The organism is Mucilaginibacter sp. cycad4 (genome assembly GCF_034263275.1).
Classification (GTDB): domain Bacteria; phylum Bacteroidota; class Bacteroidia; order Sphingobacteriales; family Sphingobacteriaceae; genus Mucilaginibacter.
Genome location: NZ_CP139559.1, coordinates 2116916 through 2136287, shown reverse-complemented (window position 1 = coordinate 2136287; position 19372 = coordinate 2116916). Strand labels below are relative to the sequence as shown.

Annotated in this window: 15 protein-coding genes; 6 read left to right on the top strand and 9 right to left on the bottom strand. The window is 43.4% G+C overall.

Translation table 11 applies throughout. The features are described from left to right. Positions 1 to 29: 29 nt before the first annotated feature. The 4 genes from SNE26_RS08650 to SNE26_RS08635 are packed head-to-tail and all read right to left on the bottom strand — an operon-like array spanning position 30 to position 4656. On the bottom strand, positions 30 to 611 hold the full coding sequence (locus tag SNE26_RS08650; protein ID WP_321558959.1) for a DUF4199 domain-containing protein: 582 nt from the start codon (positions 609 to 611) through the stop codon (positions 30 to 32). A gap of 37 nt (positions 612 to 648) precedes the next feature. After that, entirely contained in the window at positions 649 to 1317 is a 669-nt protein-coding gene (locus tag SNE26_RS08645; RefSeq protein ID WP_321558958.1) for a hypothetical protein, read from the bottom strand. Between the two features lie 7 nt (positions 1318 to 1324). Then, a complete protein-coding gene (locus tag SNE26_RS08640; protein WP_321558957.1) occupies positions 1325 to 2575 on the bottom strand; it encodes a dihydroorotase in 1251 nt (416 codons plus the stop codon). Between the two features lie 32 nt (positions 2576 to 2607). Beyond that, positions 2608 to 4656, bottom strand: coding sequence for a BatA domain-containing protein (locus tag SNE26_RS08635; RefSeq protein ID WP_321558956.1), 2049 nt, complete (start codon positions 4654 to 4656; stop codon positions 2608 to 2610). A gap of 208 nt (positions 4657 to 4864) precedes the next feature. On the opposite strand from SNE26_RS08635, the gene SNE26_RS08630 reads away from it, so the two are divergent. The 5 genes from SNE26_RS08630 to SNE26_RS08610 all read left to right on the top strand — a co-directional run bounded on the left by SNE26_RS08630 (position 4865) and on the right by SNE26_RS08610 (position 11506). Next, positions 4865 to 5860 (top strand): aldo/keto reductase, encoded by a 996-nt coding sequence (locus SNE26_RS08630; RefSeq protein WP_321558955.1) that lies wholly within the window; start codon positions 4865 to 4867, stop codon positions 5858 to 5860. A gap of 16 nt (positions 5861 to 5876) precedes the next feature. Next, positions 5877 to 7052 carry a dipeptidase gene (locus SNE26_RS08625; RefSeq protein WP_321558954.1) on the top strand — a complete coding sequence of 392 codons (1176 nt, stop codon included), beginning with the start codon at positions 5877 to 5879 and terminating at the stop codon, positions 7050 to 7052. Positions 7053 to 7125: 73 nt separating this feature from the next. Next, positions 7126 to 8082, top strand: coding sequence for a thioredoxin-disulfide reductase (gene trxB / locus SNE26_RS08620; RefSeq protein WP_090526227.1), 957 nt, complete (start codon positions 7126 to 7128; stop codon positions 8080 to 8082). A 350-nt stretch (positions 8083 to 8432) separates the two neighbouring features. Continuing rightward, positions 8433 to 10739: a family 20 glycosylhydrolase gene (locus SNE26_RS08615; protein ID WP_321558953.1), complete on the top strand. Its 2307-nt coding sequence runs from the start codon at positions 8433 to 8435 to the stop codon at positions 10737 to 10739. Between the two features lie 20 nt (positions 10740 to 10759). After that, the gene (locus SNE26_RS08610) at positions 10760 to 11506 is read left to right on the top strand and encodes a hypothetical protein (RefSeq protein WP_321558952.1); all 747 of its coding nucleotides are present in this window, start codon (positions 10760 to 10762) and stop codon (positions 11504 to 11506) included. Between the two features lie 204 nt (positions 11507 to 11710). Here the strand turns inward: SNE26_RS08610 and SNE26_RS08605 are convergent, their stop codons facing one another. After that, entirely contained in the window at positions 11711 to 13339 is a 1629-nt protein-coding gene (locus tag SNE26_RS08605; protein WP_321558951.1) for a carboxyl transferase domain-containing protein, read from the bottom strand. 178 nt (positions 13340 to 13517) lie between these two features. Beyond that, positions 13518 to 14102, bottom strand: coding sequence for a TIGR00730 family Rossman fold protein (locus SNE26_RS08600; RefSeq protein WP_321558950.1), 585 nt, complete (start codon positions 14100 to 14102; stop codon positions 13518 to 13520). Between the two features lie 105 nt (positions 14103 to 14207). On the opposite strand from SNE26_RS08600, the gene SNE26_RS08595 reads away from it, so the two are divergent. Next, entirely contained in the window at positions 14208 to 14987 is a 780-nt protein-coding gene (locus tag SNE26_RS08595) for a hypothetical protein (RefSeq protein WP_321558949.1), read from the top strand. Between the two features lie 74 nt (positions 14988 to 15061). Here the strand turns inward: SNE26_RS08595 and guaB are convergent, their stop codons facing one another. The 3 genes from guaB to SNE26_RS08580 all read right to left on the bottom strand — a co-directional run bounded on the left by guaB (position 15062) and on the right by SNE26_RS08580 (position 19333). Next, on the bottom strand, positions 15062 to 16534 hold the full coding sequence (guaB, locus tag SNE26_RS08590) for an IMP dehydrogenase (RefSeq protein ID WP_321558948.1): 1473 nt from the start codon (positions 16532 to 16534) through the stop codon (positions 15062 to 15064). Between the two features lie 187 nt (positions 16535 to 16721). After that, positions 16722 to 17999 (bottom strand): pitrilysin family protein, encoded by a 1278-nt coding sequence (locus tag SNE26_RS08585; RefSeq protein ID WP_321558947.1) that lies wholly within the window; start codon positions 17997 to 17999, stop codon positions 16722 to 16724. 95 nt (positions 18000 to 18094) lie between these two features. Beyond that, a complete protein-coding gene (locus SNE26_RS08580) occupies positions 18095 to 19333 on the bottom strand; it encodes a pitrilysin family protein (protein ID WP_321558946.1) in 1239 nt (412 codons plus the stop codon). Between the last annotated feature and the right edge of the window lie 39 nt (positions 19334 to 19372).

The following is a 19372-nucleotide window of genomic DNA, read 5'->3' as shown; positions in this document are numbered from 1 at the left end:
GTTTTGTTGTTGATTTAATCGCTTTACTGTCAGGAAACCGATCCAACGGCTTCCCGCTTAAAGAAGGCTGCAAAAATTATCGATAAAACAAACAAAAATATAATGCTTATCCCTAACGACTGAATTTGCTGCCCGACGGTAACCGTCCTTTCGGCATCAAAAGCTTTTTTCATTTCCACTATTTTAGCATCAGCTTCTTTCTTTTCCTCCGGCTTTGTGGTTTCTTCCTTCAGTTTGTTAAGCGCATTAACCATGGCAGTCTCTGTTTTTTTAACCATGTTGGGCTCAATTACTTTCGCAAACAGCTGATCTTTAATAATAAAAACCATTAAATACGATACAAAAAACATGATAAAAATTCCGGTACCGGCCTGCCGCATTGTCCACAGCCCTCCTATTTTGGACCGCAGGCTCAGTGAAAATAAAGCTGCGGCAGTCAACGGCAGCAGGTATGAAAACACTATTGAGCCAAAAGTAATGACCACTGCCGATTTAGCTACCGTAACCATAAAGTAAAAGTAAATAATGCTTATGGCCGATATTACCAACCCTAAGAATATTCCTTTGATCAATCCTTGTTTCTTTATCTTTTTATCTGTTTCTTCACTCATTTGGTGACTTATATTTACTTACTAAATGCTATTTGTATTATTGAAAATTTACCAGGATTTCTAAAACTGCCATATCAAATTCTTTATTGATGGCATTATCAGCGATCTCCTTCTTCTCTTCATCAGACGGATCGATATTTTGAAAAAAGCACATCATTGGGTAAAACAATTCCTTTAGTTCTGAATCCTCAGGAAGCGTTGTTGCCACTTTACTGATCTCCGATACGGGGCTTTCAATCAGGATCTGGTTTGCAATAACCGGTTCATAAATGCGGTACTCGTCCTGGAACTCATCCTCATCAACTAATAAAAACTCTTTCAGGTAGTCTTCCAGTTCCGGCTCAATATCTTCGTCTTCGCACTCGTTAAGGTAAAGTAAAAGATTAAGGAGTTCGGTACCACGGTCAAGGGTTTCTTCTTCAATGCTCTCCCATTCCGGTGTGTCGAGGTAATCTTCTTCCAGTTTTTTTACGTCGGCGCTAAAGAAGTTGATCATCAGCAGGTCGAAAAATATTTCACGAAGCTCTTCAACCTCTGGGTTTTCATCAAAAACCGCATCGAGTTCATCTACTTTTGATAAAAAATCTTCGTCGGATGCAAATACATCGGCAAACTCATCGGTTAGCTGGGTTGCATCAAAGCTGTTGTATTTGGAGAAGGCCTCAAGCGCTGCTATAAAGGCGGTTTCTATTTTTGGATCGATCATAGGTATGTTATTTAAAGATTTGTTGATTGTTGTAAGTTAACAATACTTTACCTTTTAAACCCTGCCCGATATAAGGAGAGTTTGCAGATTTAGATTTATTATTAGCTGCGGTATATTCCCATTCGGCATCGGTATCAAAAATTACGAGGTTAGCATTTTCGCCCTCAGCAATAACAGGCAATTCAACCCCCAATATTTCGCGGGGATTGATGGCCAGTTTTTCAACTATCAGTTCAACCGGCAGGCCTGCTTTCAAAGCCAAAGCAAAGGCCGTTTGCAAACCAATTATGCCGTATTCGGCAACTTCAAACTCCACATCTTTAAATTCAATTTCGTGTGGGGTGTGCTGTGATACAATGGCATCGATAGTGCCGTCTTTTAAACCTTTTACCAGTGCGGCAACATCATCGGCAGTACGCAGCGGGGGTTTCACTTTATATAAGCTGTCAAAGCCTAAAAGGGCTTCATCGGTCAGCACCAGGTGGTGTGCGGCTACATCACAGGTAACTTCAATACCCTTACGTTTAGCTTCGCGGATCAGTTCGACAGAACGGGCTGTTGATATAGTGGTAAAGTGAATGCGTGATACAGTGTATTCGGCAAGATAAAGATCGCGGGCAACCATCAGTTCTTCGGCCAGGGATGGAATTCCCTTCATGCCCAGCAGCGTACTGATCTCGCCCTCATTAACCTTTGCTTTACCGGCTATAGCAGTATCTTCAGGATATGAGAAAACCAAAGCGTCAAAGCCTTGTGCATATAACAAAGCCCTTTCCATTAAACCGGCATCCTGTACAGGCCGGTTGCCGTCTGTAAAAGCTTTAGCGCCGCTTTGGTACATATCGTACATCTCTGCAAGGTCTTTCCCTTCGCGTTTTTGTGATATGGTTCCTAAGGGATAAACATCAACCAAATTACGTTTCGACCGGTTAAGTAGGTATTCCACCTCTGATTTGGAGTGTACAGGCGGCTGACTGTTAGGCATCAGCGCTATGCCCGTAAAGCCACCGGAAGCAGCGGCGTTGGTACCAGACCTAAGGTCTTCCTTCGTTTCCATGCCCAATTCGCCTATGTTACAGTTAAGATCGAAAAAGCCGGGCGAAACATATTTGCCTTCGGCGTCAAAAAGTTCGGCATCGGCGTCAATATCGTCGGCTATGCGGGTGATAACACCATTTTCAATTAAAATATCGGCAACTTGTTGATGAAAGGATGATCCGGGATCAATAATAGTGGCTGATTTGATAAGCAAATTCATTAGCACTGCTTTATGTGTGGATTTGTATCGAACTATCCCGCTTGAATAACACCTTGTTGATCAGGCTTATAAAACCTGATCAGTAATATTTCTGCAAGCAGGAAGATCAACGCCAAAATTATACAAAGTTTCCATAATTGTGTGCCAAAATTTGATTCGGCAATAACGCTTTTTAATGAGCCGTTTCCTGCTGTTAATAAGGGCTTTGCATTTGGCAATAATTTTTCAAGATCGGCTGCCGTAAAATAACTCATGTCTGATTCGGCCCTGTTATCATTAAATGCAAGCGTAGCCAATGTGCTATCCTGTTTCTTCAGCGAATAAATTCCGGGATCACGTAACTGATCCGAAACATATAATAGCGTACTCCCCTCCTGCTGTTTTACATCGGGGATAATGCTTTGATCGTCTTTGCTCAGTTTGAGCAACTGCTTTTCGGTGATTTGCACCGGCGGCATTTCAAAGCTTTCATCAGCACCAAGGGTATAAAACAGCGGCTGGTCATGTTCGCTTAACAAGGCCATTCTAAATAGTACCGGCACAAACAGGGCATGCCTGGGCAAATTGCTGAATTCCTCGTTGAGTGGTACAGCACATACATATACATTTCCCTTTCCGCTGTTATAACCCTCCCAAAAAGGTTCGCCGGTAGCAAGGTTCATGAGGCTTTTCTGTTTAGTACTGCTTTTGCTTAACTGGTAATATTTTTTAACCAGGGGCAGATCGGGGTTTTGAGGAAAACTTTCAAACACATTTTTAAATACCGGGCTCTGCCTGTTGATGGAAGCTACTTTTACATCCTGAGTTACCAGCTTTTCGGGATAACCTGTGTTTAAGGCCAATAAAAAGGATTTATAATTTACCAAATCAGCTTCGGCCGATGGGAACACCACCAGCGTTCCTCCTTTTGCTACATACGTTCTTAGCTGCTGGGCCAGGCCGGTAGCTATAGTTTTAACATCGCTGATAATAATTATAGGATAGCTATTCAATGCTGCGTAATCAACATTGCCATCAGCTACCCGGGTTGCGGCAAAAAAACCATCAGAAGCAAAAACAGCTTTTAAGTAAGCGTTAGGTGTACCTCCGTCAATCAGTAAAACCGGCATTTGCTGCTTTACATTAAAGCTGAAGTAAAACTGGTTATCAAATGTAACCGGGTTATCCTGTAGCTGAACCTCGCCGCGCTGCCATCCGGCTTTTAAACCCGAAAACGATAAAGTATCGTTTTGAACTTCACGGGCATTGATACTGAAACTGCCAAGCGCTTTCTGTCCGCCATTGATCAGGATCTTGAGGGGGATTTTTTCGGCCTTTTTTGCTGCATAATTATGCAGGCGTACAACCAGCTTTTCACTTTCGCCCGGGCGGTGCACAGCACTAAGCAGCCAAACCGAATCAACCGCCACATTAGGCAGGTTTCCGGCCTTAAGCTGAACAAGGCTAATGGCTATATTGCTATCAGCTTTTACAGGTTTATCATTTTTGCTTTTTTGAAAATCTGAAATAATGAATATCGACTTAACTACCCCAGCTTGATTTTTCAACAAGTTTTCCTGCCTGCTGATCACCTGTTGCAGGTCCCTGCTTTGCGGACTTACCTTAACCGCATCAACAGCATCATTAAACTCATCGCGACTAAGCAGTCGTTGATGTTTACCCTCAAAATCTTGCGTGAGTAGTTGAAAGCGGTCGTTTATATTGTAAGCCGAAACTATTTCTTTGGCGCGGCGTTTAGCCTCATCGAGCAATGAGCCCTCGCGGTTAAGGGTTTCCATGGAGTAGGAATTATCTACAAAAACACTGATCGTCCGCTGTTTACCCGCATTAGCATCCTGAGCGCCGGGGATAAAAGGGCGGGCAAATGCCAGTATCAGAAACAACAAAGCAAGCAGGCGCGAAGCCAATATCAATCGTTCCTTTAAATTACGACGCGATGCCTGCTGCTCCTGCACTTCCTTTAAAAACTGCACATTGCTAAAATAAACCTTCTTGTACCTGCGAAAATTGAACAGATGGATCACAACCGGGATAGCCAGGCTTAGCAACGCGAATAAAAAAGCAGGATATAAAAAATACATATTTTATATAGGTGGTTGTGCTATTTACAAATGTGGCAATTAATTTTTTAATATGCTGATAAGCAAATTCCAGATATGCAGATTTTACTCAATCCATAACCACAGCTTTCTATTTATTACAACAGTTAAATTCTTATCGATGAGTCGGAACCCTTTCAAATCATGTTTAATTAAATATATTTGAATCGAACATCAATCTACTTTTAAAATGGAATACAGAAGATTAGGCGAAAGTAAACTAAGTGTATCGGCGATAACCTTTGGGGCATGGGCTGCAGGCGGCTGGATGTGGGGCGGAAACGATGACCAGGAAGCTATTGATGCCATGCGCGCGGCTTATGATCTTGGAATAACATCAATTGATACCGCCCCGGTTTATGGCCAGGGTAAAAGCGAAGAATTGGTTGGCCGGGCAATTAAGGACCTGCCACGTGACAAAGTGCAGATCCTCACCAAATATGGTTTGCGCTGGGACCTGGCTAAAGGCGAATTCTTTTTTAAAAGCAAGGATAACGGCGGGAAAGATATTGATGTTTATCGGTATGCCGGTAAGGATAGCATTATCGCCGAGTGCGAAAGCAGCCTCAAACGGCTTGGTACCGATTATATCGACCTTTACCAGATCCACTGGTCGGACAAAACAACGCCTATTGAAGAAACGATGGAGGCTATCCTGCGCTTGCAGGAACAGGGGAAAATCCGCGAGGCAGGCGTTTGCAATTACGATGTAAGCCAAATGCAAATAGCTGCCAAAACCATTAAACTGGCTGCAAACCAGGTTCCGTTCAGCATGGTTAACCGTGCTATTGAGGATGAGCTGGTTCCCTATTGCATCGAGAACAGGAAAGCGATACTGGCTTACAGCCCGCTTGAACGCGGTTTGCTGACCGGGAAAATGAAACCCGGCCAAAACTTTGGTGAGGGCGATCATCGTGCGGGTGTAAAATATTTTAAAGATCAAAACATCGAACGTACAAACGCTTTCCTTGCCAAAATAAAACCATTGGCCGATGAAAAGGGTGCTACGCTTGGTCAACTGGTTATCCGTTGGACAATCAATCATCCGGGTATAACAGTTGCGCTGGTTGGTGCCCGCAATGCCGAACAATCCATCCAAAACGCCAAGGCTATCAATATCCATATCAACGGAGAAGAAATGGAGTTTATCAATAACCAGTTAAGTGACCTGGTTATTGTTGGGTAAAACCTAAGATGTTTTTATGAGAAAACCGCTATTAATTTTCCCGTTATTGCTTGCATTGAAGCTATCAGCCCAAAACGCTCAGCAAATCCATCAAAAGGCTATTTTAATTGATACGCATAATGACGTTATTTCAAACGAACTGATAACCAAAGCCGATTTGGGCAAGCGTCAAACCGAAGGAAATTTCGACCTTGTTCGTGCTAAGGAGGGCGGCCTTGATGCCCAGATCTTCTCTATCTGGTGTGGTGAAAGCTATGGCAAAGGGACGGCGTTTGCTTTTGCCAATCGTGAAGTAGATTCGTTATATGCACTCATAAAGCGTAATCCCGATAAAATAACTTTAGTACACAATACCAAAGAGTTAAAAAAAGCGGTAGCCGATAAAAAGCTGGCTGCGCTGATAGGTGTTGAAGGCGGACATATGATTGAGGACAGGATGGATTATATCGACAGTCTGGCCAAACGCGGCATGCGCTATCTAACCCTCACCTGGAATAACAGTACCTCATGGGCTACCTCGGCACGTGACGAGGTTACCAAAAAAGATAGCCTGAAACATTTAGGGCTTACCGATTACGGCAGACAGATTGTGAAACACCTCAATGAGCTGGGTGTGATGGTTGATGTATCGCACGTGGGCGAACGTACTTTTTATGATGTACTGGCTACTACCTCCAAACCGGTGATCGCCTCACATAGCTGTGCTTATAGTATCGATCCATTTCGTCGCAACTTAAAGGATGACCAATTAAAGGCACTGGCTAAAAACGGCGGTGTAATATGCCTCAATTTTTACAGCGGCTTTGTTGACAGTACTTATACGCCAAAAGTTATCAAGTTTTTGAGCAAGCATAAGGTTCAACTTGATTCATTGACTAAGGTCTACAATGATGTCGATCTTGCTAATATCAGAATAAATACCTTGTATAAAACTGAATCAGACAAATTGAGACCACCGCTTGAGTTGCTGATCAAACATATCGATTACATAGTGAAACTGATAGGCGTTGACTATGTAGGAATAGGCTCTGATTTTGACGGTGCCGAATCATATCCCCTTGGTTTGAACAGCGTAAGTGATTATCCTAAAATAACCGAAGAACTCTTGAAACTGGGATATAAACAAAAAGATATAGATAAAATATTGGGCGGAAATGTGATGCGGGTACTTGCTGCCAATACAGGCAAATGATGTCACTTTGTTGACGATATGCGCTTTGCCTTATGCGCTTAAAATTGTAAATTCGCAACTCATTTATAATAAAATGTCTCAAGAAACTGAACACGTAAAATGCCTGATCATTGGATCAGGCCCTGCAGGTTACACTGCAGCTATATATGCTTCCCGCGCTGATCTTAAACCAGTTATGTACACCGGTTTATTAGCCGGCGGTCAGCTTACTCAAACTACCGAAGTTGAAAACTTCCCGGGCTATCCGCAAGGTATTATGGGCCCCGAACTGATGGAAGATTTCCGCAAACAGGCCGAGCGTCTGGGTACCGAGATCCGTTTCGGATATGTTAGTTCTGTTGATTTTTCAAGCCTGCCACATAAAGTAGTGGTTGATGATGTAAAAACCATCACTGCAGATACCGTGATTATCTCAACCGGTGCTTCAGCTAAATGGCTTGGCCTGGAATCTGAACAAAAATACAGCGGCTTTGGTGTTTCGGCCTGTGCTGTTTGCGATGGCTTCTTTTTTAAAGGCCAGGATGTAGCTATTGTTGGCGCCGGTGATACCGCAGCCGAAGAAGCTACTTATTTAGCTAAACTGGCCCGCAAGGTATATATGATTGTTCGCAGGGATGAGTTCCGTGCTTCAAAAGCGATGGTTCACCGCGTATTGAACACGCCAAACATTGAAATTTTATACAATACCGAAACCAAGGAGATTTTAGGCGATGGCCAAAGCGTTACCGGTGTTAAGGTGATCAATAATCAAACGAATGCCGAAACTGATCTTGACGTTACCGGATTTTTCGTGGCAATTGGTCACCACCCTAATACTGATATTTTTAAAGGCTGGTTACATATGGACGAAACCGGTTATATTATTACCCGTCCCGGCTCAACCGAAACCAACGTTGAAGGCGTATTCTGCGCCGGCGATGCACAGGACCACATTTACCGCCAGGCTGTAACGGCAGCGGGCACCGGCTGTATGGCCGCCATCGACGCCGAGCGCTACCTGGCTGCTAAGGAGCATGTGGTGACAGCGTAATTGGAGCCCCACCCAAACCCTCCCCTAAAGGGAGAGGGCTTTAAAAAGCGACAAGTAACTACTTGTCGTTTTTTTTTGTTTTCAAATTATCTCCCCCGTTGCCGTGTCCTCACGGCAACTTATCGCTTCAAAATAATGCATGGATATTGTCATGAGGGCCACACAACGGTGGAGCTTCTCCTGAAGCTGAATTAAACAGATTATAGTAATTTATTGGCTTATAGTAGTAGGTTCAGATAAGCACCTGATCACCCAATCAGTTAATGAACTAATTTTTTACATACCAAAACTTCTTATATTTTTTTAAAAAGATTTATCTTACGGGCTCATACTAACCTGATCGATAAATTATGTATAAAAAGGCTCCTTTGATACTGCTTGCCGTGCTTGCAGTGTGCACCACCACTGTGAACGCGCAGGATACCGACCCAAACCTGGGTATCATCCCCGCTCCTGTTTCGCTGAAAAAAGCTCCCGGCCAATTTGTTTTGAGCCAGGAAACTACTATCCAAGCGGATACACCTTCAAACAAAGCAGTAGTATTTTTTAAAGATTATCTTGCCAATAACCAGGCTTATAACAAACCCGTTGTTGTTGCTAAAAGCGGCACGATTACAAACGTTATAACCCTAACAGCCGCCGGCACCGATGGGTTACCTGCCGAAGGTTACCGTTTAACGATCACACCTCAACAGGTAATTGTTGCAGGTAAAGGTTCCGGGTTATTTTATGGCGTACAAACCCTGCTTCAACTGATGCCGGCCGAACATGCTGCTACCATTAAACTGCCATGTGTGCAGATTGAAGATTATCCGCGTTTTGGCTACAGGGGGGCCATGCTTGATGTTGGTCGCCATTTTTTTGGGGTAGAGATGGTTAAGAAATACATTGACCTGTTAGCCGCCTATAAGCTTAATACTTTTCACTGGCACCTTACTGAAGACCAGGGTTGGAGGATTGAGATAAAAAAATATCCAAAACTAACCCAGATTAGCAGTATGCGTGCGCAAACACTGATTGGTGGCTATCGCGACCGTACCCCGCAGCAGTTTGACAATACTCCATATGGGGGCTTTTATACACAAGACCAGATCCGCGAGGTAGTAAAATATGCGTCGGACAGGTTCGTTAATATAGTGCCCGAAATTGAAATGCCGGGCCACTCACAAGCGGCGCTTGCCGCCTATCCGGAATTAAGCTGCGATCCCGGCAAAACTTATAAACCTGCCGAAACCTGGGGCGTTTTCCAGGATATTTATTGCCCTAATGAAAAAACGTTTGCCTTTTTGCAGGATGTTTTGACCGAGGTAATGGCGCTTTTCCCGAGCAAATATATTCATATTGGTGGTGACGAAGCACCGAAGGACGCCTGGAAAAAATCGGCTTTTTGCCAGCAACTGATCAAAAAATTAAAACTAAAGGACGAGCATGCGCTTCAAAGCTATTTTATACAACGGATTGAAAAGTTTGTAAACTCAAGAGGCCGCAGTATCATTGGCTGGGATGAGATTTTAGAGGGCGGCCTTGCTCCCAATGCTACAGTAATGAGCTGGCGTGGTGAAGACGGTGGTATTGCTGCCGCGCAACAAAAACATGATGTGATCATGACGCCGGGAAGTAACGGTTTATACATCGACCACGGCCAGGGCAAACCAAGCCAGGAGCCATTAAGCATTGGGGGTAATGAACCGCTATCAAAAATTTACAGCTATAACCCTACCCCTGCTGTATTATCGCCTGATGAGCAAAAATATATCAAAGGTGTACAGGCCAATTTATGGACGGAATACGTAGCAACTGATGCTAAAGTTGAATTTATGCTGCTGCCAAGGCTCTTAGCTTTATCGGAAGTAGCCTGGTCGCCGCTGGCTAACAAAAATTATACTGATTTTGCCGATACACGTTTACCAGGGCACTTGGCATGGTTGGATAAAAATGGTTTTGATTACCATGTACCAACAGCTATCGGCGCAAAAGATACTGTAATGATAGGCAGCAAGTTGACAGCTGTTCTGAAAACTTCTGTCGAAGGAGCTAAAGTTCATTATACTATTGACGGTTATACCCCACGCGAAACAGACCTGATTTATACTATTCCTTTAAATTTTGATGTGCCCCTTGACCAATACCGGGAGTTGCAAACCATTGTAATAACCCCATCGGGCAAGCGAAGCAATGTAACCCGCACATTGGTTTATAATAAAGCGCCAATGGCTGCCGTTAATTATACAGGTACAGCGACCGGCGTTAAGTACCAGGTTTATCCGGGACTTTATACCAGCACTAACCAGCTTGGCACAATGCCTGCCGATAGCGGTGTAAGCAAAACCTTCAATACAGCCGATCTGAGAAAAAATAAAGGTAAATACGGTGTTATTTATTCAGGATTTATTAATATTGATACCGATGGCGTTTATAGCTTTGCAACATCGTCGGCAGGTGGTTCGGTATTACTGATTGACGACCAACTGGTAGTTGATAATGACGGAAAACATACCATGAACGAGCAGATGGGTGCTGCGCCGTTATTAAAAGGCTACCATAAAGTAACTGTAAAATATTTTGACCAGGGAACCGGGCCTGTGGCGTTAAAAGTATTTATCACCGCGCCGGGCAAAGCCAAAGCCGAGTTAACACCAGATGCATTGTATAATTAAAAGTTGAATCATAAAAAAATATGACTAACAGGTTTTACCTTTTTGTGCTTGCGATAAGCGCATTAATGGCAGGATGCGGCGGGACGGAAACAAAAAAACCCGCTACTCCAACGGTACCTAAAAAGCCGGAATTAATGGCGCCTTTCAGGTTTCACAAACTGATAGAGGTATCGCCGGGGCAAAGCTATGATGTTTTGAGCTGGGGCCGCGGTTCAGAAGAAGCCGGGGCCTTCATGATATTACATTCGGATTCATCGGCCATAAAATATACCACAACAACCGGTGATTTGGATGGTGCTATTATTGACGTTTACAATTCAGACATGGATGTAGATGGCAACCCGGAGATCCTGATCCAGGCAAAATCAAAAGATACAACCAATTATACATCTATCTACGCTTTTGAATTTAACGATAATAACAGCAAGCCTGATAAGCTCGATTTTCCAAGATTAACCAGTTCACAGCGTAAAGGCTATCGTGGTAATGATAATTTCTATATCAGGGATGGTAAGCTGATGCGGGAATTCCCGATATTTAATGGCACAGGCAAAGAGGCCAAACCTTCAGGGGCTAAACGCCAGCTGGAGTATGGTTTACGCGGTAATGAGTTTACTGTAAAACAGTTGAGTAAAGATTCGACTGATGTAAGCAATAAAGCATCCGATAATCAACCGGTTAAAGTTGAGGAGAAAAAATCTTCGGATAAAAAAAGCTCATCTTCGTCAAAATCACCAAAGAAAAAGCATAAAAGACATAGAGGTTAGTTTTATTTGCGTTACAAATGAACGCAAGATAATCTTAAAAACGTCATTGTGAGGTACGAAGCAATCCCCGATCGGCAGGTCCGCCCTGTAAAGTTCGCGATTGCTTCGTACCTCGCAATGACGTTTTATCTACAACTTATCTTTAAGTATCTTCAAATAAGAGATTTTACTAATCCCCTATCTCCAACCTCTAATCACTAAAAGCTACGTTTGTATCACCCCCACATTAAATGCCTTTTCAATAGGCGCATGATTAGCGGCCTCGATGCCCATAGATATTACCTTTCGGGTTTCAAGCGGATCGATGATCCCATCAACCCAAAGCCTGGCTGCTGCATAGTATGGAGTTGTTTGGGCGTTATACCTGTCGGTTATCTGTTTTAACAATTCAGCTTCTTTTACAGCATCAATCTCTTCACCTTTGGCTTTGAAGCCGGCTGCCTGGATTTGTAACAGCGTTTTGGCTGCTTGTCCGCCGCCCATTACTGCAATTTTGGCCGATGGCCAGGCATAGATCAATCGCGGATCATAGGCTTTGCCGCACATGGCGTAATTGCCTGCCCCGTAGCTATTGCCTATAACAATGGTAAACTTAGGCACAACAGAATTTGCTACTGCATTCACCATTTTAGCACCATCTTTAATGATGCCCCCCTGCTCCGAGCGGCTGCCCACCATAAAACCGGTGACATCCTGTAAAAACACCAACGGGATCTTCTTCTGATTACAGTTCATGATAAAACGGGTAGCCTTATCTGCCGAGTCGGAATAGATCACACCGCCAAATTGCATCTCCCCTTTTTTTGATTTGATCACCTTGCGCTGATTAGCAACAATGCCTACGGCCCAGCCGTCAATACGGCCTAAGCCGCAAATAATGGATTGTCCGTAACCATCTTTATAGGGTTCAAACTCTGAATTATCCAACAAACGGAGCATGATCTCCTTCATGTCATAAGCCTTTTCCCGGTTATCGGGCAGTATGCCATAGATTTCTTTTTCACTGAGTTTTGGAGCAGAGGGTTGGATCCGATCGAAACCGGCTTTGGTATAATCGCCCGTCATGCTCATGATATTGCGGATGGAATCAAGCGCGGCCCGATCATTAGGCTGCTTATAATCGGTAACGCCTGAAATTTCGCAATGGGTGGTGGCACCTCCGAGGGTTTCGTTATCCACATCCTCACCAATGGCCGATTTTACGAGATATGACCCCGCCAGGAAAACCGAGCCCGTACCTTCCACAATCATAGCTTCATCGCTCATAATTGGGAGGTATGCCCCTCCTGCTACACATGAACCCATAATGGCAGCGATCTGGATAATCCCCATACTGCTCATGATGGCGTTATTGCGAAAAATCCGGCCGAAGTGCTCCTTATCCGGAAAGATCTCGTCCTGCAAGGGCAGATAAACCCCGGCCGAATCGACGAGGTAGATGATGGGTAATTTGTTTTCAATGGCGATTTCCTGGGCACGGAGGTTCTTTTTAGCCGTTATCGGGAACCAGGCCCCTGCTTTTACTGTAGCATCATTAGCCACAATAATACATTGCCTGCCCGATATATACCCGATACCGCAAATAACACCACCGGATGGGCAGCCGCCGTGTTCAGCATACATCCCGTCTGCAACAAAAGCACCCACCTCCAGCCATGGTTTATCTTTATCAATCAGATAATCCACCCGTTCGCGGGCCAGCATTTTTCCTTTTTCTTTTTGTTTGGCTGCTGCTTTTTCGCCACCGCCCTGGTATACTTTGTTAAGCCGGGTGTTTAGTTCGTAAACAAGCTGCTTGTTAATATCTTCATTTTTATTGAATTCGATATTCATAATTGGTTTTAGATAGGACAGGTAATTTAGAAAATTTCCTATCTAAAAAGGGAATTGCAAACGGTTTTGTTTTAAAGAGATAAGACAGTTAGCAGTAAATAGTTGGCAGCAGGCAGTTCATCAGCTTATAAACCTTCGCAAACACCAAAACTTTTGACTAAAACTTCGAACTTAAGACTTAAGTAAGATTTCTATCCTTAAACCATACATCATCGGGTTTGGCATTGAAATTATCCATCAGGTTTACCAGTTCTATTGGATTGCCAGAGGTAAGGATCAGTTCGCGATTGGTTGGCTTTAGAAAACGCTGCTCAACCATTACGTCCATCTGTTTAAGTAACAGGTCGTAAAAACCATTGACGTTTAGCAAGCCGATCGGGTGATTATGCAAACCTAATTGCAGCCAGGTTAATACCTCAAAAAATTCTTCAAGGGTACCTAAACCTCCGGGAAGTGTGATGATACCCTCACAAAGGTCATTCATCATTTGCTTGCGCTGGTGCATATTTTCAACTATATGCAACTCCGTTAAACCGGTATGCCCAACCTCTTTATCCATTAAAAATTGCGGAATAATGCCTATGGCCTTGCCTCCTCTGCTTAACACGGCATCTGCTATTAAACCCATAACACCAACTTTACCGCCGCCAAATACAAGGGCGATATCACGACTCACCATTACCTCCGCCAGTTGATCAATAGCTTGTTTTAATACAGGGTCGCCGTTGAAATTAGCGCCGCAGAATACACAGATAGATTTCATGCTCAATAATAGTAAAATTTGTTTGATGGCCTATTAAGGTTTTGTTACCGGTTAATTCTATTACAACAACATTTATATTATTGATATATTTAAAAAAATTATCACATGAAAAAACCTATTTTAACCATTATCACCTTTTTTATTATTGCAGCGCAGGCATTCGCGCAAAACATTACAACTCCTAACGTTGAGCAAAAAGACGATCAGTCAACAATTATCAAAAAAATTGAAACCAATAGCCAGTATACTATTGTGACTTTTGAAAACTACGCCTATCAGGATAATGCTTGGGTCCAACTCAATAAAGAGATCTTTATTCAAACTGATTTGAGCAACGAGCATTATGACTATGTTAAGTCGGAAAACATAGCCATGGTGCCCAATAAAGATGTATTAAAAAAGGCTGGTGATAAACTTGAATTTAAAATCTATTTTAAAAAAATACCGGCTGCTGCAAAATCCATTGATATTATTGAACACGCCGGGTTACACAAATCCGGAATAAGTTATTTTAATTTTTATAATGTTAGTTTAACCGAACAAGCTGCCGTAACCAAGCGTGTTAAGGTAACAGACGTAGTTTTGCTTCCACCGCCACCAGTTGCCGCCGACTCAGCCTCTACAGGTTCATTTTATGGAAACTCCTCCAATGATATGCAAAACGCGATGAGTTCTATGGGGCCGATGTATGCCTCGATGGCTAAATCAGTACTCGATGCTCAGCTTGCCTATTTTAAGCAACCAGGCAAAATAGCCGAAATAGCTAAATTAAATAAAGACTATTTTGACGCGCTCGTTAAAGTAGGTTTCAATTATGATCAGGCATTGAAGATCATTACAGCCAACGGCTTAATTTCAAAGTCTTCATCTATGACCGGCCAATAAGGTCATTAAAAACAAAAGAGTCTGAAAGATGCTGCATCTTTCAGACTCTTTATTTTATGCAGTTTATATAAGAGTTACCTGCTGGTATAGTTAGGAGCTTCTTTGGTAATAGTGATATCATGCGGATGGCTTTCGCGCATACCGGCAGCGGTGATCCTCACAAATTTGGCACGTTGCAGGTCTTCGATATTGGCGGCACCACAATAATGCATACCGGCACGTAAACCACCGATGTATTGGAATATCACTTCGGCCATGCTACCTTTAAATGGTACGCGGCCAACAATACCCTCAGGAACCAGTTTGGTTACCACGTCGGTTTCATCCTGGAAATAACGGTCTTTTGAACCTTTAGCCATCGCTTCAACCGAACCCATACCACGGTATGATTTAAATTTACGGCCTTCGTATATAATAGTTTCGCCGGGTGATTCTTCCACACCGGCAAATAATGAACCTGCCATGATTGAGCTCGCACCGGCTGCTATAGCTTTAACGATATCGCCGGTTTGTTTGATACCGCCATCGGCAATTACCGGGATACCGCGGCCTTCAAGGGCTTTGGCACATTCGTAAACTGCATATAACTGCGGTACACCTACACCTGCAATGATACGGGTAGTGCAAATTGAACCAGGGCCAATACCTACTTTAACCGCGTCTGCGCCGGCATCGGCAAGGGCAATAGCAGCATCGCCTGTGGCAATGTTACCGGCAATTACCTGCAGGTTAGGATAGAGTTTTTTAACTGCCTTAACCATATCAATAACTCCTTTTGAGTGGCCATGTGCTGTATCAACCGTAATCACATCCACACCGGCGTTAACCAGTGCAGTTACACGGTCAATGTTATCGGCGGCTACACCAACAGCTGCACCTACGCGTAAACGACCGTACTCGTCTTTACAGGCGTTAGGGAAGTTTTTAACTTTCTGAATATCTTTATAAGTAATGAGGCCTACCAGTTTCCCATCTTTATTCACAACCGGTAGTTTCTCAATTTTATTGCTTTGCAGTATGTTGGCAGCGTCAGTTAAGGTTGTCCCTTCCGGTGCAGTGATCAGGTTAGTTTTGGTCATTACTTCGCTTACAGGAACGCTCATATCCTTTTGGAAACGAAGATCGCGGTTGGTGATAATGCCTTTCAGGTTATGATCGGCGTCAATTACCGGGATACCACCAATGCTGAATTCTCTCATGATCTGGAAAGCATCTGCAAGTAAAGCATCTTCAAGTAAAGTTACCGGGTCCTGGATCATACCGCTTTCTGAGCGTTTAACCTTGCGCACCTCATCGGCTTGCGCCTGTATGGTCATGTTTTTGTGCAACATACCTATACCACCTGCCTGTGCAATGGCAATAGCCAGATCAGCCTCGGTAACGGTATCCATGGCGGCCGAGATAATAGGAATGTTTAACCGGATGCTTTTAGTTAAGTAAGTGCTGGTATTCACTTCGCGCGGTAACACTTCTGAATAAGCCGGGAGTAGTAAAACGTCGTCGTAAGTTAATCCTTCGGCAACAAATTTTGATGGGTCTAACTGCATAGCAAATAATTATTTTGGAGTTATTATTTGCCGGGCAAAGGTAATAAAATATTTCGGATTTTGGAATTTCGATTTCGGATTTATTTAAAATTGCCCTGAGATGATAATTGGCGGCACCCTTTAATCTCCCCGGTTGGGGAGACTTGTATCTTTTAGCCCTCCCCATCCGGGGAGGGTTGGGTGGGGCTTAATATTTCCCTACAATCACTTTGTAAAACTGATCGAAGTTGAAATAAGTATTAGCCAGTTGAATCAGCTTATCTGAAGTGATATTTTTTACGGTTACCGTGTACCTGTCATAATAATCATAATCCAAACCCGCAAAATAGATGGTTTTGAACTTGTCGGCATGCGAAAACACATTTTCAAGGCTGCCCAATAATGAGCCAAGCATATAATTGCGCACTAATGATAATTCTTCTTCAGGCAACAGTTCAGTTTTCAGGATGTTTATTTCTTTTTCAATTTCGGCAACCGCCGGCTTGCAAACATCTGCGCCAACTTCAGTCGCTATAAAAAATGACCCGCCCTGCTTAAATGAGGCCAGCCCCGATCCTATACCATAGGTATACCCTTTATCCTCGCGGATGTTAGCCATTAGCCGCGATCCAAAATAACCGCCGAATACCGTATTTAAAACCTGTAACGCCTGAAAGTCCTCATGCGAACGGTTGATGATCGGTGTACCTATCCGGATTGCCGATTGCAATGCTTCCGGTTTCTCTGTAAAATAAAACAGGTTGGCTGCTGCTTTAATATCGGGCTGTATTGTAATAGCCGGGGGTAGGTTATTTTCCCAGTTTTTATCAAAGGTATCTGTAAGCAGTGTTAGCGTTTCCGGTTCAACCTTACCCGCTATAATGATAGTGCAATTTGAAGGCTGGTACATTTTTTTGTAATGTGCCAGCATATCATTGCGCTGAAGGGTTTGATAGTCGGTCATCTCGGCAGCATATCCAAAAATGGTAGCTCCATAAACTGCCCTGTTAAAAGCCCTGCGGGCCACAACATCATTTTTTTGCAGGCTAACCTGCAATTTTTGTTGTTGATTGCGCTTGAAAGTCTCCAGTTCCTTTTCCGGAAAAATGGAATTGTTCAGGATATCGGCAATAACCGGCAGCGTGTGATGCAGGTGCTTGTTCAGGCTATACAGTGTTACCTGCGAGTTTTCGTACCCATAATCAACTTGCAAAAACGCGCCGTAAAAGTCAATTTTGTCGGCAATTTGCGCAGCTGTTAAAGTTGTAGTACCATCGGTAAGCATGGAGTTTACGGCCATATTAAGCAATGGCTTCGCCGGATCAAAGCTCAGGTTGCCGAAGATCCACTCAATACGCACCAGCTCCTGGTCGCCGGAGTTGAAGCAAAAAATATTGCAGCCATTGCTGAGTTTCCTGTGCTCCGGCCTAATCAGATTAATATTATCGATAGCCCTGAATTCGGGGGCTAATTTTCTGTTGATCATATGTATACTATTTGACCTTGATTTTCATGATTTTAGGATTCTTAATTCAATAAGTACTTTGTATCAGGGCAATCCCAAAATCAGGCAAATCAAGGTTACTTCTCTGCTAAATAAATAAGCGTGGATGAATTATCTTTTCTGAACAGTTTATTGGCTTGTGCTTTTACCTGAGCAGCGCTTACAGCAAGATATTTTGCTGTTTCATGGTTAATCAGGTCAGCATCGCCAAGCAACTCAAATGAGGCCAGGTTCATGGCCTTATCCAATAATGACATTTCTGAGAAAATCATGGTTGATTCGGTTTTATTCTGAACTTTAGTAAGCTCATCTGCCGGGATCTCCTCAGCTTTTATTTTCTCCAGCTCTTCCCATAATGCCGCTTCCGCCTGTTCAATGCTGATGCCTTCAAGCGGCTTGCCTTCTAACACAAACATTCCTTTATCTAAACTGCCGGTAATGTAGGCATGAACCTCGCTAAAAATCTGTTTTTCCTTGATGAGCGATTTGTACAACCGTGACGAGTTACCGCGGGAGAGAATATCCGAAAGCAGCTCAACCACATAATAATCCTCGTCGGTACGTGTACCCATCTGGAAAGCTATATACACATCATTAAGCGGCACTTTGGCTGTAACAGTTTCACGCCGGGCTTCCTGTTGTTCAGGTTCCTGGGGAAGGCTGCGGTGATATTTTTCGCCGGCCGGGATCGGGGCAAACCATTTTTCGGAAAGCGCTTTTACCTGTTCGGTGGTTACATTACCGCCTACCACTACAATTGCGTTTTGAGGGTTGTAATGTTTTTTGAAGAAGGCTTTTACGTCTTCGATTTGTGCATCCTCAATATGTTTGATGGTTTTACCAATGGTTGCCCAGCGGTAAGGGTGTTTTTTGTAAACCAGCGGGCGAAGCTTTAACCAAACATCGCCGTAAGGCTGATTTAAGTAACGTTGTTTAAACTCCTCTATAACCACGTTACGCTGCACCTCAAGGCTTTTTTCGCTAAAAGCAAGGCTCAGCATCCGGTCACTCTCCAACCAAAATGCGGTTTCGAGGTTGGCCGATGGCAGGGTTATGTAATAGTTGGTAATATCGTTGCTGGTAAAGGCATTATTTTCGCCTCCTACCCTTTGCAGTGGTTCGTCATAAACAGGAATGTTTACGGATCCGCCAAACATCAGGTGCTCAAATAAGTGGGCGAAGCCGGTTTGTTCCGGATCTTCATCGCGTGCGCCAACATCATACAGAATATTGAGCACTGCCATTGGCGTTGTATTATCTTCATGCACAATAACCCTGAGGCCATTGTCAAGTGTAAATCGGTTGAATTTAACCATGTATCTATTAAATTGTTAATACGGACAGCAAATGTATAA